Origin of the sequence: Aeromicrobium sp. Leaf350, from assembly GCF_916858655.1 — a bacterium.
Taxonomy (GTDB): domain Bacteria; phylum Actinomycetota; class Actinomycetes; order Propionibacteriales; family Nocardioidaceae; genus Aeromicrobium.
Map to the genome: position 1 here is coordinate 20,744 of NZ_CAKASL010000001.1, position 22,994 is coordinate 43,737.

The following is a 22,994-nucleotide window of genomic DNA, read 5'->3' on the forward strand; positions in this document are numbered from 1 at the left end:
CAGGGGTAACAAAGTCTCTCGCGAGCGGTAATTCGGGAACTACTGGGTGAGGCGGTAGACGTCGAAGACGCCCTCGATCGTGCGGACCGCGTTGAGGACGTGGCCGAGGTGCTTGGCGTCGCCCATCTCGAAGGTGAACTTGCTCTTCGCCACGCGGTCGGTGCCCGTGGAGAGCGCGGCCGACAGGATGTTGACGTGCTGCTCCGACATCACGCGCGTGATGTCCGAGAGCAGGCCCGGACGGTCGAGCGCCTCGACCTGCAGGGCGACCAGGAACGTGCTCGTGGCACTCGGCGCCCACCGCACCGGCACCAGCCGGGCCGGCTCGTCGGCGCGGAGCTGGACGAGGTTGACGCAGCTCGCGCGGTGCACCGAGACGCCTGACGTGCGCGTCACGAAGCCCTCGATCTCGTCGCCCGGCACCGGGGTGCAGCATCGAGCGAGCTTGACCAGCGCGCTGCCCTCGAGACCCTCGACCACGACACCCGCGTCCGAACCCTCGCGCGAGCGGACCACACGACGGGCCACGGTGGGCACCGTGGCCTCGGCCAGGTCCTCCTCGGCGCCAGCACGTCCGCCCGACAGCGCGAGGACGCGCTCGACGACGCTCTGGGCGCTGACGTGGTTCTCGCCGACCGCCGCGTACAACGCGGTGATGTCGGCCAGGTTCAGGTCGGCGGCGACGGCCTCCAGGGTGCGCTGGCGGAACAGCCGCACGAGCGGGAGGCTCTCCTTGCGCATCTGGCGCGCGATGAGGTCCTTGCCGTGCTCGACGGCCTCCTCGCGGCGCTCCTTCGTGAACCACTGCCGGATCTTGTTGCGGGCACGCGGGCTCGCGACGAACTCCAGCCAGTCACGGCTCGGTCCGGCGTCGGGCGACTTGGAGGTGAAGACCTCCACGACGTCGCCCGTCTCGAGCTTGGACTCCAGCGACACGAGCCGTCCGTTGACCCGCGCGCCGATGCACGCGTGCCCGACCTCGGTGTGCACCGAGTAGGCGAAGTCGACCGGCGTCGAGCCGTCCGGCAGCTGGATGAGGTCACCGCGCGGCGTGTACGCGTAGACGCCCGTCTGACCCATCTCGTAGCGCAGCTGGTCGAGGAAGTCGATCGAGTCCTCGGTCTCGGACTGCCAGTCCAGCAGCTCGCGCAGCCAGGTCATCTCCGAGCTGCCCGGAGCGGCGTCGCCGGTCTTGGAGCCCTTGGCCCGGACGGTGCCATCCTCCTTGTACTTCCAGTGCGCCGCGACACCGTACTCGGCGCGCCGGTGCATGGCGTGGGTGCGGATCTGCAGCTCCACGGCCTTGCCCTGCGGACCGATCACGGTCGTGTGCAGCGACTGGTACATGTTGAACTTCGGGACGCTGATGTAGTCCTTGAACCGGCCCGGGATGGGGTTCCACCGGGCGTGCAGCACGCCGAGGACCGCGTAGCAGTCGGCCACGGAGTCGACCAGGATGCGCACGCCGACGAGGTCGAAGATGTCGGAGAAGTCGCGGCCGCGCACGAGCATCTTCTGGTAGATCGAGTAGTAGTGCTTCGGCCGCCCGGTCACCGTGGCCTTGATGCGCGTGTGCTTGAGGTCGGACTCGACGTCGCCGATGACCCGCTCGAGGAAGGTCGACCGGGACGGCGCGCGGTCGGCCACGAGCCGCACGATCTCGTCGTAGACCTTGGGGTGCAGGACGCCGAACGCGAGGTCCTCGAGCTCCCACTTGATCGTGTTCATGCCGAGCCGGTGGGCCAGCGGCGCGAAGATCTCGAGCGTCTCGGTGGCGATGCGCTCCTGCTTGTCCTGGCGCAGGTACCGCAGCGTGCGCATGTTGTGCAGGCGGTCGGCGAGCTTGATGACGAGCACCCGGATGTCGCGGCTCATCGCGACGACCATCTTGCGGATCGTCTCGGACTGGGCCGTGGCGCCGTACTTGACCTTGTCGAGCTTCGTGACGCCGTCGACCAGGTGCACGACCTCGTCGCCGAAGTCGACCCGCAGCTCGTCGAGCGTGTACGGGGTGTCCTCGACCGTGTCGTGGAGCAGCGCCGCACACAGCGTGGGCGCCGTCATGCCCAGCTCGGCGAGGATCGTGGCGACTGCGAGCGGGTGGGTGATGTACGGGTCGCCGCTCTTGCGGGTCTGACCCGTGTGCATCCGCTCGGCGATCGTGTACGCCTTCTGGATCGACGCGACGTCGCCCTTCGGGTGGGTGACCCGGTGGATCTTCAGCAGCGGTTCGAGGACCGCCTGACCGGTCTGGGTCTTGCCGCCGATGCGCGACAGACGCGACCGCACGCGGGCCGTGGTGGGCGCCGCCTCGGGTGCCTCAGGCTCGGGCGCGACGGCCTGGTCGTCCGCGTCGTCAGGCGTCGGGACGTGGCTCGCCGCTTCAGCGACCTCACCACGTTCTGCCACGACGACCTCCTGGGTACCAGTCTACGGCGAGGTCAGAGCAGTCCGTTGATGAGGGACGCGGCCGTGCCGAGCACGAGGATCGCGACCAGCACGAGCGCGACGACGCGCATCTGGGACGAGTTCACAGGGCCTCCTCTGACCGGACGAGGTCACAGGATCGCAGAGCGTTGGTCGCGCCGGTCGCGCAGGGCTGGCTCAGTAGACGCGCAGGGCCGTCAGCGGCACGTCGAGCGCCGCGCGGCCCCCGAGCGCCTCGATCTCGATCAGCACCACGGCACCCACGACCTCGGCGCCACAGCGTCGGGCGAGCTCGATCGTGGCGGCCAGGGTGCCACCCGTGGCGAGCACGTCGTCGACGACGACCACGCGCTGTCCCGCGGCCACGGCACCGGCCGGGACCTCGATCGTCGCGCTGCCGTACTCCAGGTCGTACGAGACGCTCTCGGTGCGCCCGGGGAGCTTGCCCGCCTTGCGCACCGGCACGAACCCGCGCTGGAGCCGTTCGGCCACCGCGAGCCCGAACAGGAACCCTCTCGCTTCGACGCCGAGCACCAGGTCGACGTCGCCGGACGCGGCCGCCATGGCCTCGGCGACCGTGCCGAACGCCTGCGGGTCGGCCAGGAGCGGCGAGATGTCGCGGAACAGAACGCCCGGCTCCGGCCAGTCCGGCACGGCCGGGACGGTGGCGTCGACCAGGTCGGCCAGGTCGTGGTTCGTCACGGCGCTGTTCACGAGGTGGAGGTCGACAGGACGAGGTCGATCTCGCAGCGGTCCTTGGCGTCCTTGGTGATCGCGTCGACCGCGTCGGTCGACTCGCTGTCGGCCAGCTTCGCCTGGACCTCGGCGGCCTCCGTCTGGAGCGCCGGGTCGATCTCCGTGAGCGCGCCGGACTGCAGGTCGGCAGCGAACTTCTGCACCGAGGCGGAGTCGGTCAGGTCGTACCCGATCTTCTCGAAGACCTCGACGACGTCGAGGAGGCGCTCGTGGAAGAGCTTCCAGTCGGCCTTGATCTCGTCCGGTCCCTCCTTCGAGAACTGCTCGGCACCGTCGAGACGTCGCTCGACGCTGCCGGCGAGGAAGGTCGCGGAGGTCTCGAGGTCGGCGTCGGGCGCCAGCGTCTCCTCGCTCTTCTCCTTCCACGTCTGCAGGTCGTCGCAGTACGCGCCGCTCGCGTCGCGCAGGAAGAAGAACCAGCCACCGGCGGCCAGGGCCAGCACCAGCACCCCCGCGATCGCGAGCACCTGGGGTCGGCGCCAGGCGGGGGCGGTGTGGGTGGTCTTGGCTGAGGACATCGGAACTCCTTGGGTCACGGACACGGTACTGGTGCGCGGCGAGCCGCGGGGACGACTCGGGTCAGCGGCCGCGTCGCTGCTGGCGACTGGATCGCTGGGGCTGACGTCGCCCTGCGGCGCCCGAGCTCGTCACGGGCCGTGCCGGGGTGGTGCTCGCGGCGGCTCCGGCAGTGGCGAGTCCCTTCGCACGCCGCTCCAGCACCTTCTGGGTGTGGGCCCGCACGGCGGGGTCGCGCTCCTTGAGCTGGGCCGCGATGGGGGTCGCGATGAAGATCGAGGAGTACGTGCCCACGGCCATGCCGACGAAGAGGGCCAGCGCGAGGTCCTTGAGCGGCCCGCTGCCGAGCACGCCGACGCCCACGACCAGCAGCGCCCCGACCGGCAGCAGCGCCGTGATGGAGGTGTTGATCGAGCGCACGAGCGTCTGGTTGACGGCCAGGTTGGCCTGCTCGGAGTAGATACGGGTCGTGGACGACAGGATGCCGCGGGTGTTCTCGCGGACCTTGTCGAACACGACCACGGTGTCGTAGAGCGAGTAGCCCAGGATCGTGAGGAAGCCCGTGACGGTCGCCGGTGTGACCTCGAACCCGGACCACGCGTAGATGCCGACCGTGATGACGATGTCGTGCGCCAGGGCGACCATGGCGGCCACCGACATCCGCCACTCGCGGAAGTAGGCCCAGATGAACAGCACCACGATGACGAGGAACACGATCAGACCCGTGGCGGCCTTCTTGGCCACCTCGGCTCCCCAGGAGGGACCGACCAGGTTCTGGCTGACCTCGGACGCGCCTGCGGACTGCAGGGCCTCGACGACCTGGGCCGTCTCGTCCTGCGAGAGCGCCCCCGTCTGCAGCCGGATCGTGCTGTCGCCGGAGGTGTTGACCACCGGCGCCGATGCGGCGTCCAGGCCCGTGTCGACGGCAGCCTCGCGCAGGTCGTCGACCGACGAGGAGTCGGCCGTGGCGACCTGGGCGGTGAACTCGACCCCGCCCTTGAAGTCGATGCCGCGCTCGAGTCCGTGGACGCCGAGGCCCGCGGCCGAGCCCAGCACCAGGACCGCGCTGACGAGGTACCAGACCATGCGGCGTCCGACGAAGTCGAACGAGACGCGCCCCGTGTAGAGGTGCTGGCCGAACGTGCTGAGTCGTCCCATCAGGACCGACCTCCCGGGCTGGCTGCGGTCTCGGTGACCTTGCGGCCCTCGATCCCGAGGTGGGCGGCGTCCAGGCCGGAGAGCCGGTGCCCCTGGCCGAAGAACTTCGTGCGGGCCAGGACCGACATGAGCGGCTTGGTGAACAGGAACACCACGAGGATGTCGACGAGGGTCGTGAGACCCAGCGCGAACGCGAATCCGCGCACCACGCCGATCGCGAAGATGAACAGGATCAGGGCCGCGAGGAACGAGACCGCGTCGGCCGCGAGGATCGTCGAGCGCGCCCGGGTCCAGCCCGCCTCGACGGCGAGCCGCAGCGACTTGCCCTCGCGCACCTCGTCACGGATGCGTTCGAACAGCACGATGAACGAGTCGGCGGTGATGCCGATCGCGACGATGAGTCCGGCGATGCCGGGCAGGGTGAGGGTGAAGCCCATCGCCTGGCCGAGCAGCAGCACGAGCCCGTACGTGATGATCGCCGCCACGCCGAGCGAGGCGAGGACGACGAGGCCGAGACCGCGGTAGTAGAAGAGCCCGTAGAGCAGCACGAGCACCATGCCGACCGCGCCGGCGATCAACCCGGCCTCGAGCTGGCTGCCCGCGAGGGTCGGGCCCTCGACCGAGACGCCGTTGACCTCGAAGGTCAGGGGCAGGGCGCCGTACTTGAGCTGGTTGGCCAGCTCGACGGCGGTCTTCTGCGTGAAGCTGCCGCTGATCTGGGCCTTGCCGTTGGTGATGTGGGCGTTCGAGGTGGGTGCGGTCAGCACCTCGCCGTCGAGCACGACCGCGAAGCGGCCCTGGGTCGGGGTGAGCGAGCCGGTGACGGTGTCGAAGGTGTCGCCGCCCTCGCCGTCGAGCTCGATGTCGACGACCCACTGGAGGCTGCCCTGCGGCACGCCGGCGCTGGCGCCCTTGACGTGCGAGCCGCCGATGACGGCCGGGCTCAGCACCATGACCTCGCCGGTCTTCGGGTCGCACGTGACGATCGGCTGGTCGGCGGTGTCGATGACCGCGAGGTCGTCGGGAGTGCAGGCGAACGCCTGCGCCTCCTGCTGCAGAGCGGTGATGCCCGCCTGGTACTCGGCCGGAAGGGACGCGGTGGTCTGGGTCTCCCCCGCGATCATCTGGTCGACGCTGAGCGCCGACCAGTCGACGGCCTCGACGGCCTCCTGCGCAGCCGCGGCGGTCGCCTCGTCGAGCGGCTGACCCGTCGACTGCACCTGCTGCTGCCACACGAGCCGGAACTGCATCTGCGCCGTGCGCCCGACCTGGTCGACGATGTCGCCGCGCTCCTTGCCGGGGATCTCGATGACGATCTGGTTGCCACCCTGGGTGGTCACCTCGGCCTCGGAGACGCCCGTCGCGTTGACCCGCTGGTCGATGATGCCGCGCGCCTGGTCGAGGTTGGCCGCCGTGACGTCACCGTCGCTCGACTCGGCCTGGAGCGTGATGCGGGTGCCGCCCTGGAGGTCGAGGCCGAGGCGCGGCGTCCAGGCGCCGTGACCCGAGCCGTCCTCCAGGTCGATGAGACCGATGAGGGCGAACAGCGCGACCGCTCCCGCGAGGAACAGCAGGAGCGTGCGGCCTGGGCGCTTGACCTTGCGGCCTCGGGCGGGCGGGGCCATCAGTCGCCTTCGAGGGTCTCGGGCTCGGCGGCCGGCTCCGGGCGCACGATCTGGCCGATGGCCTGACGGTGCACGCGGATCTCGACGCCGTCGGCGATGCGCAGGCGGGCCTCGGCGTCCTCGAGGGAGACGATCTCGGCGAAGATGCCGCTGGTCGTCATGACCTCGAGGCCGGGCTGGAGCTCGTCCTGGAGGGAGGAGTACTGCTGCTGCTTCTTGCGCGCAGGCCGCACGATGAACAGCCAGAAGACGACGACGATGAGCAGCAGGGGGATGAGGCCGGCGAGGTCGGACACGCAAGAGCTCCAGACGAGAGAGGTGCTTCCGGCGGACAGGGGCCGGACAGGGTAGGCCCGTGGGCCATCGGGAAGTGTAGACCTCGCGACCCGCGACACCGCCTCGGACGGTGCGGATTCAGGGAGAAATCAGGATTGGGGGTCGACGGTGTCGTCGAAGATCGGGAGCGGGGCGTCGACTCCCGCCGGGGCGGAGAGGCCCAGGTGGCGCCAGGCCGCCGGCGTGGCCACCCGGCCGCGAGGCGTGCGGGCCAGGAATCCGAGCCGGACCAGATAGGGCTCGGCGATCTCCTCGACCGTCTCGCGCTCCTCGCCGACCGCGACGGCCAGCGTGGAGACGCCGACGGGTCCGCCGCCGAAGCTGGCGCACAGGGCACGCAGCACGGCGAGGTCGAGGCGGTCCAGGCCGAGGTCGTCGACCTCGTACAGCTCGAGCGCGGTGCGGGCCGCCGCCAGGTCGAGGACTCCCCCGGTGCGCACCTCGGCGTAGTCGCGCACGCGGCGCAGCAGACGGTTGGCGATGCGGGGGGTGCCCCGTGACCGGCCAGCGATCTCGGCAGCGCCCTCGACCTTCAGGTCGAGCGACAGCAGGCCGGCCGAGCGCGTGACGATCTGCTGCAGGTGGGCGGGCTCGTAGTAGTCGAGCTGGGCGGTGAACCCGAAGCGGTCGCGCAGCGGGCTGGGCAGCAGGCCCGCGCGGGTCGTGGCTCCGACGACGGTGAAGGGCGGGATCTCGAGCGGGATGGCCGTGGCACCGGGTCCCTTGCCGACGATGACGTCGACTCGGAAGTCCTCCATCGCCATGTAGAGGAGCTCCTCGGCCGGACGCGACATGCGGTGGATCTCGTCGATGAACACGACGTCGCCCTCGTTGACGCCCGACAGGATCGCGGCGAGGTCACCGGCGTGCTGGATGGCCGGGCCGCTCGTGATGCGCAGCGGCGCGGAGAGCTGGTGGGCGATGATCATGGCCAACGTGGTCTTGCCGAGCCCCGGGGGGCCCGAGAGCAGCACGTGGTCGGGCACGGACCCTCGCGCGGTGGCGGCGTCCAGGACCAGGGCGAGCTGCTCGCGCACGCGGTCCTGACCCACGACCTCCTCCAGCGTGCGCGGACGCAGCGCGGCCTCATACGCACGGTCGTCGGTGCCGACGACGGGCGCCACGATGCTGGCCTCGTCGTAGGACTCGTCGGGCTCGAGGTCGTTCATCGGGTGCGGGCCAGGGATCGCAGGGCATCACGCAGGAGCAGGGAGACGTCGGGCTGATCGCCGGCCGGCAGGTCGGCCGCGACGGTGTCGACGGCGGCCTCGGCGTCACGGGCGCTCCAGCCCAGACCGAGGAGCGCCTCGTGCACCTGCTCGCGCCAGGCCGGGGCGCCCGTGGCGGCGGCGGTGGTGGCCAGCCCCACGCGGTCCTTGAGCTCGACGACGATGCGCTCGGCACCCTTGCGGCCGATGCCGGGGACCGAGGTGAGCGCCGGGTAGTCGGCCGAGGCGATCGCGGCGCGGAGCCGGTCGGGCTCGAGCACCGAGATCATCGCCAGGGCGACCTTCGGGCCGACCCCGCTGGCGGTCTGCACGAGCTCGAACATGTCGCGCTCGTCGGCCCCGCTGAAGCCGTAGAGGGTCATGGAGTCCTCGCGCACCACGAGGGTCGTGGCCACCGTGGCCTCCTGCCCGAGCCGCAGCGTGGCGAGGGTGCCCGGCGTGCTGCGGACGAAGTACCCGACCCCGGAGACGTCGAGGACCGCACCATCGAGCTGGACCGCGGCGACGGTGCCGCGCAGCGAGGCGATCATCGGCCGGCTCGCGAGAGGGCGGCGGCCAGGCGCTGCTGCGCGCCGCCGCGCCAGACGTGACAGATCGCGATGGCGAGGGCATCAGCGGCGTCGGCCGGCTTGGGGGCCTCGGCGAGGCGCAGGATGCGGGTGACCATCTGGCCGACCTGGGCCTTGTCGGCCCGGCCGTTGCCGGTGACGGAGGCCTTGACCTCGCTCGGCGTGTGCAGGTGGACGCCGAGCCCGTGCCTCGCGGCGATCGCCATGGCGACGCCGCTGGCCTGCGCCGTGCCCATCACGGTGCGCACGTTGTGCTGCGCGAAGACCCGCTCGATCGCGACCGCCTCGGGCCGGTGGGCCGCGATGGCCTCCTCGATGCCCTCGGACAGCATCAGCAGCCGGCGCGCGACGTCGAGGTCGGCCGGGGTGCGGATGACGCCCACGTGCACGAGCGACATCGGTCGCCCGACGGAGCCTTCCACGACGCCGATGCCGCAACGGGTCAGACCCGGGTCGATGCCCAGGACGCGAATGCCGACCGAACTCATGTTCGACAGCCTAGGCGGCGGCACCGACGGTCACCGTCACGACACGCCCGTCGAGCGTGGATCAGCCCCGGCGGCCGAGGCACCTCGAGGGTCGGGGGTCTCCCGACCTCAGGCCTGGGCCTGCTCCAGCACCTCGTCGCTCGCGTCGAAGTTCGCGAAGACGTTCTGCACGTCGTCGCAGTCCTCGAGCGCGTCGACGAGCTTGAGCACCTTCGTGGCGCCGTCGACATCGACCTCGACCTGCACCGACGGCACGAACGACGCGTCGGCCGAGTCGTAGTCGAGCCCGGCCTCCTGCAGCGCGGTGCGCACGGCGACCAGGTCGGTCGGCTCGCACACGACCTCGAAGGCCCCGTCGAGGTCGTTGACCTCGTCGGCACCGGCCTCGAGCACGGCCAGCAGGATGTCGTCCTCGGTGGTCTCGCCGCCCTCCTGCTCCGCGGGCACGATGATGACGCCCTTGCGGTGGAAGAGGTACGAGACCGAGCCCGGGTCGGCCATCGTGCCGCCGTTGCGGGTCATGGCGGTGCGGACCTCCATGGCGGCGCGGTTCTTGTTGTCCGTGAGGCACTCGATGAGCATCGCGACGCCGTTGGGGCCGTACCCCTCGTACATGATCGTCGTGTAGTCGACCGCGTCGTCGCCGATGCCACCGCCGCGCTTGACCGCGCGGTCGATGTTGTCGTTCGGGACCGACGACTTCTTGGCCTTCTGAATCGCGTCGTAGAGCGTGGGGTTGCCGTCGGGATCGGGCCCGCCGGTGCGCGCCGCGACCTCGATGTTCTTGATGAGCTTGGCGAACATCTTGCCGCGCTTGGCGTCGACGACGGCCTTCTTGTGCTTCGTGGTCGCCCACTTGGAGTGCCCTGACATGGCGCGTCCCCTCTGTTCTCTACTGCGTGACGAGGTCGACGAACAAACCGTGCACCCGGTCGTCGTCACCGACCTCCGGGTGGAAGGCGGTGGCGAGCAGGTGGCCCTGTCGAACCGCCACGATCCTATCCGCGCCGGCCACCTCGACCGAAGCCAGCACCTCGACGGACTCCCCCGCCTGCTCGATCCACGGTGCCCGGATGAAGACCGCGTGGACCGGGTCGGACAGTCCGGTCAGGTCCAGGTCGCCCTCGAAGGAGTCGACCTGGCGGCCGAACGCGTTGCGCCGGACCGTGACGTCGAGCCCGCCGAAGGTCTCCTGGTCGCGGATGCCGTCCTTGACCCGGTCGGCCAGCATGATCATCCCCGCGCAGGTGCCGAACGCGGGCATGCCGCCCGTGATGCGGTCGACGATCGGCTCGAAGAGCTCGAAGGTCCGCGCGAGCTTGAACATCGTCGTGGACTCCCCGCCGGGCAGCACGAGTCCGTCGCAGCGGGCCAGCTCCTCGGGACGCCGCACGGTGATCGCGGTCGCACCGAGCCGCTCGAGGGCGGCGACGTGCTCGCGGACGTCGCCCTGCAGGGCGAACACGCCGATCGTGGGGCTGGAGGTCACCGGGACAGGGTAGTGCGACGGCGCCGACCCGGCCGCGAGGGCCGGGGCGGTGCCGTCACGACGCGGTCAGGGCGTCTCGGTCAGCGTGGGCGTCGGCTCGGGATCCGGCGAGGGGCTCGGCTCGTCCGAGGGGGTCGGCTCCGGGGTCGGAGTCGACTCCTCCTCGACGTCCTCGACCGCGTCGGACTGGAGCTCGGGCGTGGTCTCGACCAGCGGAGCCGGCGCCGGCAGCGGCAGCGGCAGGTTGAGGTTCACGTCGAGGCAGACCGCGGTGTAGTAGCGCTGGTTGAACAGGTTCAGGATCACGACCGTGCCGAGCGAGACGCTCGCGCTGAGTCCGCCGTCGGTACCGACCGCGATGGCCGACAGCACGTAGATTCCAGGCGGAGTCGTGCTCAGGTCGATCGCGAAGCTTCCGCTCGGACCCGTCGTGTACGTGGTGCCGACCGTTCCGAGCACGGCCAGGTTCAGCTGGTAGCCGCCCACACCCGCGAGGGTGTTGAGCTGGACGTTCAGGAGCCCGGTCGAGGAGGCCGAGCAGCCGAACGAGGGCGGCGCGATGGCGTTGGCCTGGAACGTGCCGCCCGTGACGGTGGCCGTGTCCGCGTAGTACGCCGAGGTGCTGCTCGGCGCCAAGGGACCGACCGTCAGCCCGGTGGCGACCAGCGTCGACGTGGCGAGCGCGAAGGCCTTGCGTCGTCCGCCCCGCTTCGGCGTGTTCGCCGTGGGAGGCAGCACCGCGTCGTCGAGCTCGTCGGCCCGATCCGGTCGGTCCTCGTCGCGCCCGCGCGGACCGGGCTTGCCGCCGCGGTCACGGAGCACCAGCATCAGGACGCCCCCGACCAGGAGGCCGCCGGCGAAGATGCCGACGGGGCCATTGACCTCGGCGACCACGTATCCGGCCTTCGGGATGTCGAAGAGCAGCTTCTGGGCGGACTCGACGACGTAGACGTCGGCGTCGGGGACGGCGTTCGCGTCTCCCTGCAGGACGAGGGTCGCCGTGTCGGCGCCCTGCGTCACGCCCACGATGCGGTGCGTCACGAGCTGGCCGTTGGCCGCCTCGACGGTCACGACGTCACCGACGGCGAGCTCGGAGGCGTCCACGGTCTGGGAGAACCCCAGGGCACCGGTCGGCACGGCCGGGGCCATCGAACCGGAACGGAAGATGACCGGCTTGACGTCGAACGCGACAGCGGCCGCGCTGCTGAGCAGGCACAGCACGCCGAGCACCGCGCCGATCGTCAGCAGGCTCTCGCGCAGGAGTCGCAGCACCGGGCGTCGGGCGGGTGCCCGCTCCGGCGTCGTGCTCTCGATGAGGGAGTGGCTCACGGGGCACCGACCTGCTTGGCGTTGAAGACGAACGCGGGAGTCGTGCTGGTGGCCTGACCGGTCGTGGTCCCCGTGGGCAGCTTCGCCTCGACGCACACGCTCTCGGTCGCGCCGGCCGCGAGGGCCCGCAGCGTGCCGATGACCGGCGTCGGCGTGACCTCGTCGAGCAGGCCGCTGAAGGTCTCGGTGCCGCCCGTGCAGGTCTGCGCCGCGCCGGCGCCGCTGACGCTGCCGCCCGGCACGACCCGGTAGACGAGGTGGTCGGACAGGAGGCCCGGCGACGTGCCGGTCGCGGAGTAGACGAAGTCGGTCGTGCCGACGTTCTCGACCGTCACGACCGCGGCCTTGCTCTGGCCCGGCTGCATGTTGGTGAGCGTGAGCTCGGTCGCGAAACCGGCGGGGTTGTTGTCAGCGCCGGAGAGCTTGACGTCGAGCGTGCCGGTCAGGAACTCGCCACCCCCCACGGTCGCGTCGTCCGTCCAGTAGGCGTAGGTGCCGGTCGCGCCGAAGCCGGCCACGATGCCGAGGCTCAGGACCGCCCTCACAGGGACGGAGCGCAGCCCGCGCCGAGTGGCTCGGCGGGACGTGGGTGCGTGACGGGTCATTGGGGTGCTCCTTCGTGGTCCGGACGGCGCCGGGGCAAGAGTGCTGCCCCGACGCCGATCGAGATCGAGGCGAGGACGGCGAGGACGGTCAGGTCGGCGGAGCCCGTGTCGGGCAGTGCCTGGGTCTCGGGGGCGTCGGTGCTGACGGCGGCCGAGGCGGAGGTGATGGTCGAGAGGGTCACGAGGAGCGCGAAGTCGTGCTGCAGCAGCTGGGCGGAATCGGGTGCGTCGGGACTGATCTGGACGCGCACCGTGACCGGCACGGCGCCGCCGGCCGCGAGAAGCGACCGGTTCAGGAGCGGGTCGTTGGCGAGGCCGTCGACGGTGGGGCCGTCCGTCACCGACGGCACGTCGGCCGAGACGAGCACGTGCTCGGCAGCAGCCGCCGGGAGCCCCTTCTGGACCAGGGTGATGTCCATCCGAGCGTCAGCGGCTGCGTCGTTGCGCACCATGAACGTGGCCTCGCGGACGTCCCCCGGGACCCAGCGGAGCGAGGTGTCGAACAGGTCGATCTGCAGCTGCGGCACGAACGTCGCGCCGTCGGCGCTGACGGAGACGGCCGCCTCGGTCGCCGAGACGGCGGCCAGGTCGACGGCCTGGGCGGCGCTGGCCAGCCACAGCGGGCTCAGCGAGGCCGCCACGGTGGGGACGAGCACGAAGCTGGTCTTCATGCGTCGACCTTCTGTCGGTGGGAGCCCGGCCCGCCGGCCTCGGCGCGGAGCCGGGCCCGGCGGGAGCGGAAGAGGCCGACACCGGCGAAGGCGGCGTAGCCGAGGAGCAGGACCGCGACGACCCGGGTGGCGAGCGCCCGTTCCTCGACCGCAGCCACGTTGAGGTGTCCCAGGTAGGGCACCGAGTACCAGAGCGTGCCGCGCACCTGCTCCTCGAGGACGATGCCGTCGTCGGGAGCATTGTTCGCGTCGCCCTTGGTGAGGAGAGCGGGATCGCCCTCCTCGTCGAGGGTCTTGCCGATGACCCGGTGGGTCACGGTGGTGCGCTCGCCGGAGACCAGCTGGAACGTCACCACGTCTCCCACGTCGATGTCGTCGATGTCGGTGGGCCGGATCACCACGAGGGTGCCCGGCGGGAGTCCCGGCTCCATCGAGCCGGTCAGGACCGTGTACGGGGCCCCGCCCCCGAGACGGGGCACGACGACCATGACCGCGAGCAGGGCGACCGCCGCGAGCAGGGTCAGCCAGATGGCCGTCCTGCGCACTGCGGTGGCCAGCGTGCTGGTCATCGTCATGTCGTGTCCCGTCCCGAGGAGTCGTGATCAGCTACGGATCAGGGAGCGACCTGCGTCGCCGTGACGGTGTAGCCGTTGACGAACTTGTTGGTGTTCTGCGGGATGTTGTTGGGCGTGGTGCCGAACGGGAACTCGATCCGGATGGTCGCCGTCAGGACCTTGTTGTGGTCGGCCGACGTGATGCCGGTCGTGGTCTGGCCACCGACGGTGTAGGAGCCGGTCGCCAGGAGCTGGAAGCCCGAGTTGGCGCTCTGGGTCGGACCAGCGGTCGTCAGGGCGGCCGTCAGGTTCTCGCCACGGGCCTTGACCGTGAAGTTGCAGGTCTTGGTCAGGACGTCGCCGGGGACGACGCGGGTGATGCCCGGGTTCGTGCCGACGTAGGTCTGGCCGTCCGCGAACGTGAAGGGCTGCGCGGCGCAGGCGTCGGCACCGGTGCCGTCGACGAGCTTGAGCTCACCGGCGTGGACCTGGACGCCGTCGACCGGGGCCTCGGCGTTCCAGTAGGCGAGGGAGCCCGCACCGCTGGCGAGGAGCGCCACGCCGGCCACGGCGGCCAGGGTCACCTTGGAGGACTTCTTCATGGGGGAATCCATTCATGAGGTGGACGGCTCTCGCCGTCCGGTGGGTTCCCTCCCACGGGGAAGACTGGCGGCTCGCGCGCCCCCGTACTGCACGAATCGCAGGCATACCTCGAGTACGCCGCAAATACGGCTCGAACGGACTATTACGGAGTCATCACCACGGACAACGCCGCATGGCTCGAAGCGACGTTCAGTAGGTGAACTCGACTACCGTGTTCGCGCCGACGTTGCCCGCAGCATCGGTCAGCCCGGTGACCGTGAGGCGGTACTCCATCGCCGTGGTCAAACCGGCGCGGTTCGGATAGATCGTCGCCGACGTCGCGTTGCCGGAGGCGATGGAGAACGTGGACCCACTGACCGTGATCGGGTAGGTGGCCGAGCACGCCGAGCTGTAGGCGTTGCCATTCAGGCACACCGTGCTGGGCACGAGGAACAGGAAGGTGTCCGTCCGACGCAGGCTCCACTGGGCCGTTGGGCTCGCGGCCACACCGCTGACGGTCTCCGTGACCGTGCCACAGGCCACCCGGTTCGCCCCACAGGCGTCGGTCACGGCCGTGCGGAGGCCGTTCGCGTTGGCGTAGTTCGTCGGGGTCGGCGCGGTCACCGTGATCGTCGGCGCCGTGCCGTCGATGTAGTACGTGCCGCTCGCGATCGGGCTCACGTTGCCGGCGAGGTCGGTGGCGCGGGCCTGCATCTTGCGGCCGTTGGTCTCTGGCATCGGGACCGTGCCGCTGTAGGCGAGCCACACGGTGTCGGCGTTGTTCGTGTACTGCTGACCGGCCGCGGGGACGCCGCTGCCGCCGGCGTTGTCGGTGAAGGTGGCCGTCCAGGCCAGGCTCGTCACCTTGCACCAGGTCGTGCCGGCAACCGCGTTGCCGACGTTGGCCGTGGCGCAGGGGGCCGCCTGCGTCGCCGTGGGGGCGATCGTGTCGAGCACGACGGTGCGGACGGCCGAGGTGGCCGTGTTGCCGTACGGGTCGGTCGCCACGGCGTCGTAGCTCGCACTGCCCTCGACCAGGCTCACCGGGAGGCTCCAGGTGCCGCCCGCGGTGACGGTCGCGGTGTCCGTCAGCGGCACGCCGTTGCGTCGCACCACGATGGTCGATCCGGGCTCGCCCTGACCGACGATCGTGTTGGCCTTGACGTTGGTGACGAGGTCGGCGGGGACGTTCGAGTCGCTGCCGATGGAGTCGATCGAGACCGTGGTGGTGGTGTCGTTGCCGCAGCGGAGCTGGGTGTACCCGGGCGTGTAACGCACCGCGATCGTCAGCGGCGTGGGCGAGAGCCACGTCGTGCTGCCGTTCGGCACGGCGCGCACGCGCAGCTGGAAGTTGAGGGCGCCCGAGGTCGAGGCGGGGAAGGTGGCCCGCTGCACCTCGCTCGCGACCGACGCCGTGGTCGCGGCGTTGACGTACGTGACGTCGCCGACCTGCGTGCCGTCGAGCCGGTGCAGGCTGAGCTGGTAGCGGTAGCGCTGACCGACGTTGTTCCAGCCGACGAGCACGTGGTCGCCCGTGTCGGAGCACGTCGCACCGGCGGGGGTCGGCGTCGGCGCGACCGTCGTGAAGGTGCCGGACGTGGCCGTGGCGACGTCGGTCCAGTAGGCCTGCGTGGGCATCGCGCCGAGGACGAGCGCGCCCGCCGCCACCAGGGCGCCGACCGACATCGTCGCGACGGGACCGCCGGATGAGGCTCGCCCGGACCGGTGGTGCGAGCTGGCCGGACGGCGCAGCAGGAGGACCAGGACGACGCCCGAGGCCACGAGCACCGCGACGCCGCTGCGTCCGTCGAGGGCCGTGACGACGCGGCCGAGCACCGGCACGCTCACGTCGACGCGCTCGGCGCTCGTGACGACGTACGGCTCCGGGTCTGTGGTCGAGTTCGCGTCGCCCTGGAGCACGAGGACGGCCTCGTCGCCCCGGAGCTGCGCGGCCACCACGCGGTGCGTCACGCGCTCGTCACGGTCGTTCTCGACGCTGACGACGTCACCCACCGCCAGGTCGCCGGCATCGACGGTGCGGGAGAACGCGAGCGACCCGGTCGGGATCGACGGTGACATCGAGCCGGAGGTGAAGACGAGCGGCTTGACGCCGGCCGCCCAGGCGAGGCCCGTGGCCAGGATCGCCAGCACGCCGAGCGCGACGGCGAGCCGCAGGACGCCCCGGCGACGGCGGTCGGGTCGGTCGGTCGAGCGGTGCGAGCGCGCCGGGCGGGCGAGGTGGCGGGACATCTCAGCGCACCACCGATCGGCCGGTCACGACGAGCACGACGGTGCCGGTGCGCGGCTGCGCGCCCTGGGTGGCGGTCTGGGGCAGCGAGACCTGGGCGCACACGTTCTGCGTGCCGTTCGGCGCGATGGCGGCCATCGCGTTCGAGGCGGCGACGGTCAGCAGCGTCGTGTCGCTGGTCGCGAGCGTGACCGCAGGCCCGAGCGACGCGCCGGAGCAGGAGCTCGAGTACCCCACCGTGCCGTTGCCGGTGTTGGTCGCCGTGCCCGAGAACAGCTGGACCTGCAGGCTCGTGGCGATCGTGCCGGTGCCGCGACCCGCGACGGTGAAGCGGAGCCGTGACTCGACGCCGATGTTCGAGACGGTGAGCGTCGCCGCACGGCTGTCGCCCGGCAGCATGTCGGTGATCGTGAGTCCGCTGAGCGCGACGGTGTCGCTCGCGCTGCCGTTGAGGCCGATGTCGAGCGTGCCGGAGCTCAGCGTCGGAAGGGTGACCGTGGCCGAGCCGGTCCAGTAGGCGCCGGTGGCGTTCGTGCCGGTGACCAGCAGGAACAGCACGACAGCGCCGACCGCAGCGCGCGCCAGACGGCGGCGGGGTCGGGTGCGGGCGCGGTGCTCAGCCATGCTGCTCCTCCCCCTTGCGACGGGCCGCGAGAACGGCTCCGCCCGCAGCGCACGTGAGGAGGCCGAGGAGGAACAGGTCGAGCCCGACCTGGGCGCCGGTCGTGGGCAGCGACCCCGAGCCGGCGTTGCCAGCGGGGTTCGCGTCGCTCGGGAACGCCTCAGCCAGCGTGATGCGGAACTGCAGCGGCAGCTGCCGAGCCTGGGTCACGTTGGTCGAGGCCGGGTCGAAGAACGCGCGGACGTCGACCGTGACCACGTCGCCGACCGGGACCGGCCGGACGGTGAGGTCCTGGGCCACCTGGGCCGGGTCGAGCGCGACCCACGCGCCACCGTCGACGCGCACCGAGAGGTCGATGTCGCTCTCGAGGAACGGGTCGCCCGCTGGGGTGAGTGCCTCGATGCTCATCGTCGCGGCCGAGGGGCCCTGGGCCCGGACGTAGAACGTGCGGGTCTCGTCGTCGCCCGGGATCCAGCGCATGGCCGGGTCGAACAGCGGAGCCGTGATGGCCGGCATCCACGTGGAACCGTCGACGCTGACGCCGATCTCGTCCGCGGCGTGTGCGGGCGTGACCCACAGCAGCGCGAGCAGGCCACCGAGCACGGCGCCGAGCAGGGGCAGGAGGGAGCGACGAACGGTCATGCGGCGTGCGCTCCCTTCTTCTTCGTGCTGGTCGTGGCGGCGGTGCGGTTCGTGCGACGGTCGAGGAGGCTCGAGCCGAAGGCCCAGGCCGCGTAGGCCAGCAGGGCGATGACCACGCCGGTGGTGACGACCTGGCGGGCCGAGCCCGACAGCGCGTGGTTGACGTGCCCCAGCAGCGGCACGGAGTACCAGAGCCGACCCCTGACCTGGTCGGCGATGACCGGCTTCGCGTCGACGATGCTGTTGGCATCGCCCTGGGTGATGAACGTGCGCTCGTCCGAGCCGTTCGTCGGCGCCCCGATGCCCACGACCCGGTGGGTGACGACCTCGGGCTCGCCCGAGACGAGCTGGTAGGTGACGACGTCACCGACCTTGATGTCGTCGGCGTCGACCGGCTTGACGACGACCAGGGTTCCCGGCGGGAAGTCCGGCCGCATCGACCCGGTCAGCACCGTGTACGGCGTCGCGCCGCCCGCGCGGGGCACGAGCACGCCGACGGCCACCATCGCGGTGGTCGCCAGGATGACGGTCCACGTGAGCGTGAGCGTCAGGAAGCCGAAGGCGCTGCGGGTCTTGGTCATGGGCGTGTCCATGGGAACGTCCCGGCGCCGGCCGTCGACCGGCGCCGGAGTCCGTTCCCTCAGGAGCATCCGTTCGTCAGTTGTGCGTCTGGACGGCGACGAGCTGGAGCTGGCCGAGCTGCTCCGCGGTGATGTTCTTGCCGTCGTTGTCGGCAGACGTCAGCGGGTTCGCCGAGACCGTGCCGTAGGGGTACGAGGCGTTGACGGTGGCGGTGATGGTCTTCGTGCCCTGACCGACCACCGTGTTGTTCGTGACGCCATCACCCGACAGGGTGACGGCCCCGAAGGTCAGCTCGGAGGCGAGCGGGCCGGCGGCGGTGATGTTGCCGATCTGCAGCTTGGCGCCGATGTGGTCGCCCTGGAGGTCCAGCGTGACGGTGCACTGCAGGCGGATCGTGTCGCCCGGGATGACCTTGACGACAGGCGTCGAGGTCTCGGTGTGCGTCCAGCCCGAGCCACAGGCCGGCGTGCCGAGGGTGATCGTGCCGCTCGACAGCGTGCCGGCGTTCACGTTCGTGTCGGCCGTCCAGTACGCGAGGGTGCCGGCTCCGCCGAGGAGGATGGCGGCCGCGGCGCCCGCGGCGAGCGCGCCCTTGGTGGTCTTCTTCATGGTGATGCTCCTGGGTGAGGGTGAGCACGCCGACCTGGCATGTCGAGGAAGAGACGCCCCGATCACGGGATCGTGACGCGACTTCCGCCACCAGCCGACATGTGTTTCAGATCACACTCCCCCGCGGGCGCACACCCAGCAACCTCAAAAAGCCTTTCTCCCCCACTCCCACCGCACAACTCACTGGAACGACGGCCGTCTCGATGAGCACATTCCCTGCGCGGAAACGCCAAAGGTCCCACTGACGCCGACCACAGGTCGAGCGCAGCGAGACTCCGCGGGTCAAGCGCGAGGAACGAGCGCGAAGGCGACGGAGTCGCCTTCGCTCACCAGCCGCGGGTCTCGAGGCGGTGAGGCTCGGGGATGTCGGAGACGTTGATGCCGACCATCGCGTCACCGAGGCCGCGCGAGACCTTCGCGACGACGTCGGGGTCGTCGTAGAACGTCGTGGCCTTGACGATGGCCTCGGCACGCTCGGCCGGGTTGCCCGACTTGAAGATGCCCGAGCCCACGAACACGCCCTCCGAGCCGAGCTGCATCACCAGCGCCGCGTCGGCCGGGGTCGCGATGCCACCGGCAGTGAACAGCACGACGGGCAGCTTGCCGGTCTGGGCGATCTCCTTGACGAGGTCGAACGGCGCCTGGAGCTCCTTCGCGGCGACGTACAGCTCGTCGTCGCGCAGGCCCTGCAGCTTGCGGATCTCGCCGGTGATCTTGCGGATGTGGGTGACCGCGTTGGAGACGTCGCCCGTGCCAGCCTCACCCTTGGAGCGGATGAACGCCGCCCCCTCGGTGATGCGGCGCAGCGCCTCGCCCAGGTTCGTCGCGCCGCACACGAACGGGACGTTGAACGCCCACTTGTCGATGTGGTTGGCGTAGTCGGCCGGGGTCAGCACCTCGGACTCGTCGACGTAGTCGACACCCAGGCTCTGCAGGATCTGCGCCTCGGCGAAGTGGCCGATGCGGGCCTTGGCCATGACGGGGATCGAGACGGCCTCGATGATCGCGTCGATCAGGTCGGGATCGCTGGCACGCGCCACACCGCCCTGCGCACGGATGTCGGCGGGCACCCGCTCGAGCGCCATGACCGCCACCGCGCCGGCGTCCTCGGCGATCTTCGCCTGGTCAGCCGTGACGACGTCCATGATGACGCCGCCCTTCAGCATCTCGGCCATCCCGCGCTTCACGCGGGAGGTGCCGATACCGGTGTCGTTCGAGGCGCTGGGGGTCTGTTCGGTGCTCACCCGGCGAGTCTAGCGAGCGGGTTGGGCGGACCTCACGACGTCCACCATCCTGAGACGGTCGACGACCTTGCGGCGAGGGCGCCCGTCAGCTCGGCCCGACCGCCGTTCGTGGGCGTCGAGGACCTTCCAGTCGGCCAGGTCGAGGGCGGCTCCGTCGGCGAGGAGCGCGCGCGAGCCGCGATGCGGCTCGACCCGACCGGTCGCGACGTCCGAGAGCAGGGCGTTCACGGTCTCGAGCGAGCACGACTTGTTGGTGCCGATGAAGCCCGTGGGGCCGCGCTTGGCCCAGCCGACGACGTAGGTGCGCGGCAGCAGGTCTCCCCCGGGCTCGGTGAGCACACGGCCGCCGACGTTCGAGATGCGGTGGGCCTCCGGGTCGAACGGGACGCCGGGAATCGGATCGGAGCGGTAGCCGACCGAGCGCAGCACGGTCGTGGTCGCGATGAGCTCGTGCTCCTCGGTGGGCACCGCGCGCACCGCGCCGTCCGGGCCGGTCTCGAGGCGGGTGCGGGCGACACGGAGGCCCTCGACGCGGTCGGTGCCGAGGATCTGCTCGGGTGCCGAGAGGAAGCGCAGCACGACGCGGCGGCGGTCGGGATCGATCGTGGCGTCCGAGCCCTCGCGCAGGAGTCGCGACTTGGTGTCGTCGCCGCCCAGCAGCTCCTGCTGCGGGACCACGACGTCGAGGTCGGGGTGGGTCAGCAGGCCGACCATCTCGGGCACGGTGAACGCGGCCTCGGCCGGGCCACGGCGGGCCACGAGCACGACCTCGCGCACGGCGCTGGTGCGCAGAGCCTCGAGGGCGTGGTCGGCGATGTCGGTGCGGGCCAGCTCGGCCGGGTCGCTGAGCAGCACGCGTGCGACGTCGAGCGCGACGTTGCCGTTGCCGACCACCACGACGCGGTCGGCCGAGAGGTCGAGCGGGGTGTCGACGTGGTCGGGGTGCCCGTTGTACCAAGCGACGACGTGGGTGGCCGTCGCGTTGCCGGGCAGGTCCTCCCCCGGCACGCCGATGCGACGGTCGCGGGAGGCGCCGGTGGCGTAGATGACCGCGTCGTACCCGGCGAGGACCTCGTCGTGGCTGACATCGGTGCCGACCTCGACCCCGAGCCGGTACTCGAAGCCGGGCTGAGACTCGATCTGCGCGAAGAGCTTGCCGATGTCCTTGGTGTGCTGGTGGTCGGGCGCCACTCCCGCGCGCACCAGGCCGTGCGGCGTGGGGAGGCGGTCGAGCACCGTGACGTCGACCCCGCGCTGCTTCAGCAGCTCGTCGGCCGCGTACAGCGCGGCGGGACCTGCCCCCACGATCGCGACGCTCAGCTGCGAACGCTCCTGGATGCGCACGACCGGCGGCACGGGAGCCTGGGCCGGCCTGGTGGCCGACTCCAGGCCGTTGCCGGCGTCCGATCCCGCGTGGAACAGCGCGTTGAGCTCCATGAACACGAGCTCGTCGTCGTCGAGGCGCGTGTGCGGCTTGATCGCTCCGACGGGGCAGGCGCGGACGCACGCCCCGCAGTCGACGCACGAGATCGGGTCGATGTAGACCATCTCGGCCGTCGCGAAGTCGGGCTCGTCGGGCGTGGGGTGGATGCAGTTGACCGGACAGGCGAATGCGCAGGCGGCATCGCCGCAGCAGGGCTGCGTGACGACGTGCGGCACGTCAGGCTGCGTCAGAGACGACGGGGTCGATCAGCGCGGCCGAGGGCTCGCTGCGGTAGCGCGACGAGCGGCCGTCGATCTTCAGCCAGCGCCACATCCGGCGTGACGAGCGGGTCATCAGGCCCGACTCCTCGGCGAGCATGCGCACGTCGCTGAACAGGTCGGCCAGGAACTCCTGCGACTCCGGGCTGTCCCAGTAGAGCTCGTCGAGCACCTTCTTGGGCACGCCGAGCTGCGTGCGCATCTCCTTCGGCGGGATCAGGATCGCGTCGCCCAGCACGCGCATGATCACGGGGTACAGCATCGCGATCACCCACCGCTCGACGCGACCGAGACGCGGGCCGTTGCGCATGATGAAGGCGTGCGCGAACGAGATGTGGCGCGCCTCCTCGGCGACGTGGATCTGCATGATCCGCGACAGCACGGGAGGCAGCTGCTTCGAGCCGCGCAGGATCTGCTTCTGGGTGTGGTCGATGGGCTCCTCGCCCGCGAGCACGCCGATGAAGAAGCCGACCGGGAACCGCGAGGCCACGAGCGGCAGGAAGCCCGAGATCGCGCGCATCCAGCGGCGCATGCCCGGGACGTCGGCGCCGATGCGGTTCACGCACTGCTGGAACATCTGCGTGTGGTGGCACTCCTCGGTGGCCTCGTGGGTGAGGTACCGGAACTCGGCCGAGCCGTTGGGCTGGGTGAAGACGTACTGCATGATGCCGCGGATCAGGATGTTCTCGAACTGCAGGCCGACCTTGAGGATGTTGGCCTGACGCCACATGCCGATCTCGATCTGACGCTCGACGGGCAGTGCCTTGTACCAGGGGTGCGAGCCGAGCGGGTCGATGCCGTCGGGCAGGATCCACCGCTCGTCGGTGCGGTCGACCTGGAAGTCCGGGTGGTCCCACGGGATGTCGATGAAGGCGTTGAAGTGACGATCGACCGACGCCTGCGAGAGCTGCTGCAGCGTCTGCTCGTACTCCGCCTTGCTCAGGGTCGGGAGGTCGTCCTGGGTCTGGTCGAGGTCGTGCGCGTCCGTGACGGTCATACCGACAGTATGTGC

The 22,994-nt window shown here is 70.9% G+C and carries 24 protein-coding genes; all 24 read right to left on the reverse strand.

Going from position 1 to position 22,994, the window contains the following annotated elements; genetic code table 11:
• Window positions 1-39: 39 nt before the first annotated feature.
• Window positions 40-2,409: a bifunctional (p)ppGpp synthetase/guanosine-3',5'-bis(diphosphate) 3'-pyrophosphohydrolase gene (locus tag LO931_RS00110; protein ID WP_370636050.1), complete on the reverse strand. Its 2,370-nt coding sequence runs from the start codon at window positions 2,407-2,409 to the stop codon at window positions 40-42.
• 195 nt (window positions 2,410-2,604) lie between these two features.
• Window positions 2,605-3,129 (reverse strand): adenine phosphoribosyltransferase, encoded by a 525-nt coding sequence (locus tag LO931_RS00115; RefSeq protein ID WP_229051169.1) that lies wholly within the window; start codon window positions 3,127-3,129, stop codon window positions 2,605-2,607.
• Between the two features lie 8 nt (window positions 3,130-3,137).
• On the reverse strand, window positions 3,138-3,701 hold the full coding sequence (locus LO931_RS00120) for a hypothetical protein (RefSeq protein ID WP_229051170.1): 564 nt from the start codon (window positions 3,699-3,701) through the stop codon (window positions 3,138-3,140).
• A 61-nt stretch (window positions 3,702-3,762) separates the two neighbouring features.
• The gene (gene secF / locus LO931_RS00125) at window positions 3,763-4,857 is read right to left on the reverse strand and encodes a protein translocase subunit SecF (RefSeq protein WP_229051171.1); all 1,095 of its coding nucleotides are present in this window, start codon (window positions 4,855-4,857) and stop codon (window positions 3,763-3,765) included.
• Window positions 4,857-6,482: a protein translocase subunit SecD gene (gene secD / locus LO931_RS00130; protein ID WP_229051172.1), complete on the reverse strand. Its 1,626-nt coding sequence runs from the start codon at window positions 6,480-6,482 to the stop codon at window positions 4,857-4,859. Before secD ends, secF begins: the two co-directional genes overlap by 1 nt.
• Window positions 6,482-6,778: a preprotein translocase subunit YajC gene (gene yajC, locus LO931_RS00135; RefSeq protein ID WP_229051173.1), complete on the reverse strand. Its 297-nt coding sequence runs from the start codon at window positions 6,776-6,778 to the stop codon at window positions 6,482-6,484. The genes secD and yajC overlap by 1 nt, the downstream gene beginning before the upstream one ends.
• Before the next feature lie 129 nt (window positions 6,779-6,907).
• Window positions 6,908-7,987, reverse strand: a complete 1,080-nt coding sequence (gene ruvB, locus LO931_RS00140; RefSeq protein WP_229051174.1) for a Holliday junction branch migration DNA helicase RuvB — start codon at window positions 7,985-7,987, stop codon at window positions 6,908-6,910.
• Window positions 7,984-8,577 carry a Holliday junction branch migration protein RuvA gene (ruvA, locus tag LO931_RS00145; protein ID WP_229051175.1) on the reverse strand — a complete coding sequence of 198 codons (594 nt, stop codon included), beginning with the start codon at window positions 8,575-8,577 and terminating at the stop codon, window positions 7,984-7,986. Before ruvA ends, ruvB begins: the two co-directional genes overlap by 4 nt.
• Window positions 8,574-9,104 carry a crossover junction endodeoxyribonuclease RuvC gene (gene ruvC, locus LO931_RS00150; protein ID WP_229051176.1) on the reverse strand — a complete coding sequence of 177 codons (531 nt, stop codon included), beginning with the start codon at window positions 9,102-9,104 and terminating at the stop codon, window positions 8,574-8,576. Before ruvC ends, ruvA begins: the two co-directional genes overlap by 4 nt.
• A gap of 108 nt (window positions 9,105-9,212) precedes the next feature.
• On the reverse strand, window positions 9,213-9,977 hold the full coding sequence (locus tag LO931_RS00155; protein WP_229051177.1) for a YebC/PmpR family DNA-binding transcriptional regulator: 765 nt from the start codon (window positions 9,975-9,977) through the stop codon (window positions 9,213-9,215).
• Window positions 9,978-9,996: 19 nt separating this feature from the next.
• A complete protein-coding gene (pdxT, locus tag LO931_RS00160) occupies window positions 9,997-10,593 on the reverse strand; it encodes a pyridoxal 5'-phosphate synthase glutaminase subunit PdxT (protein ID WP_229051178.1) in 597 nt (198 codons plus the stop codon).
• 66 nt (window positions 10,594-10,659) lie between these two features.
• Window positions 10,660-11,922, reverse strand: coding sequence for a signal peptidase I (locus LO931_RS00165; RefSeq protein ID WP_229051179.1), 1,263 nt, complete (start codon window positions 11,920-11,922; stop codon window positions 10,660-10,662).
• Entirely contained in the window at window positions 11,919-12,527 is a 609-nt protein-coding gene (locus LO931_RS00170; protein ID WP_229051180.1) for a SipW-dependent-type signal peptide-containing protein, read from the reverse strand. The genes LO931_RS00165 and LO931_RS00170 overlap by 4 nt, the downstream gene beginning before the upstream one ends.
• Window positions 12,524-13,198 (reverse strand): hypothetical protein, encoded by a 675-nt coding sequence (locus LO931_RS00175; RefSeq protein ID WP_229051181.1) that lies wholly within the window; start codon window positions 13,196-13,198, stop codon window positions 12,524-12,526. The genes LO931_RS00170 and LO931_RS00175 overlap by 4 nt, the downstream gene beginning before the upstream one ends.
• Window positions 13,195-13,773, reverse strand: coding sequence for a signal peptidase I (locus LO931_RS00180; protein WP_229051182.1), 579 nt, complete (start codon window positions 13,771-13,773; stop codon window positions 13,195-13,197). Before LO931_RS00180 ends, LO931_RS00175 begins: the two co-directional genes overlap by 4 nt.
• 38 nt (window positions 13,774-13,811) lie before the next feature.
• Entirely contained in the window at window positions 13,812-14,354 is a 543-nt protein-coding gene (locus tag LO931_RS00185) for an alternate-type signal peptide domain-containing protein (RefSeq protein ID WP_229051183.1), read from the reverse strand.
• 190 nt (window positions 14,355-14,544) lie between these two features.
• The gene (locus LO931_RS00190; protein WP_229051184.1) at window positions 14,545-16,584 is read right to left on the reverse strand and encodes a signal peptidase I; all 2,040 of its coding nucleotides are present in this window, start codon (window positions 16,582-16,584) and stop codon (window positions 14,545-14,547) included.
• Between the two features lies 1 nt (window position 16,585).
• Complete coding sequence (locus tag LO931_RS00195; protein ID WP_229051185.1) at window positions 16,586-17,206, reverse strand: hypothetical protein; 621 nt, start codon at window positions 17,204-17,206, stop codon at window positions 16,586-16,588.
• A complete protein-coding gene (locus LO931_RS00200) occupies window positions 17,199-17,846 on the reverse strand; it encodes an LPXTG cell wall anchor domain-containing protein (protein WP_229051186.1) in 648 nt (215 codons plus the stop codon). The genes LO931_RS00195 and LO931_RS00200 overlap by 8 nt, the downstream gene beginning before the upstream one ends.
• Entirely contained in the window at window positions 17,843-18,439 is a 597-nt protein-coding gene (locus LO931_RS00205) for a signal peptidase I (RefSeq protein WP_229051187.1), read from the reverse strand. The genes LO931_RS00200 and LO931_RS00205 overlap by 4 nt, the downstream gene beginning before the upstream one ends.
• A gap of 64 nt (window positions 18,440-18,503) precedes the next feature.
• Complete coding sequence (locus LO931_RS00210) at window positions 18,504-19,037, reverse strand: alternate-type signal peptide domain-containing protein (protein ID WP_229051188.1); 534 nt, start codon at window positions 19,035-19,037, stop codon at window positions 18,504-18,506.
• 326 nt (window positions 19,038-19,363) lie between these two features.
• Complete coding sequence (gene pdxS / locus LO931_RS00215; RefSeq protein ID WP_304523484.1) at window positions 19,364-20,281, reverse strand: pyridoxal 5'-phosphate synthase lyase subunit PdxS; 918 nt, start codon at window positions 20,279-20,281, stop codon at window positions 19,364-19,366.
• Window positions 20,282-20,290: 9 nt separating this feature from the next.
• Entirely contained in the window at window positions 20,291-21,940 is a 1,650-nt protein-coding gene (locus tag LO931_RS00220; RefSeq protein WP_229051189.1) for an FAD-dependent oxidoreductase, read from the reverse strand.
• A gap of 1 nt (window position 21,941) precedes the next feature.
• Window positions 21,942-22,979 (reverse strand): diiron oxygenase, encoded by a 1,038-nt coding sequence (locus LO931_RS00225; RefSeq protein ID WP_229051190.1) that lies wholly within the window; start codon window positions 22,977-22,979, stop codon window positions 21,942-21,944.
• Window positions 22,980-22,994: the final 15 nt, after the last annotated feature.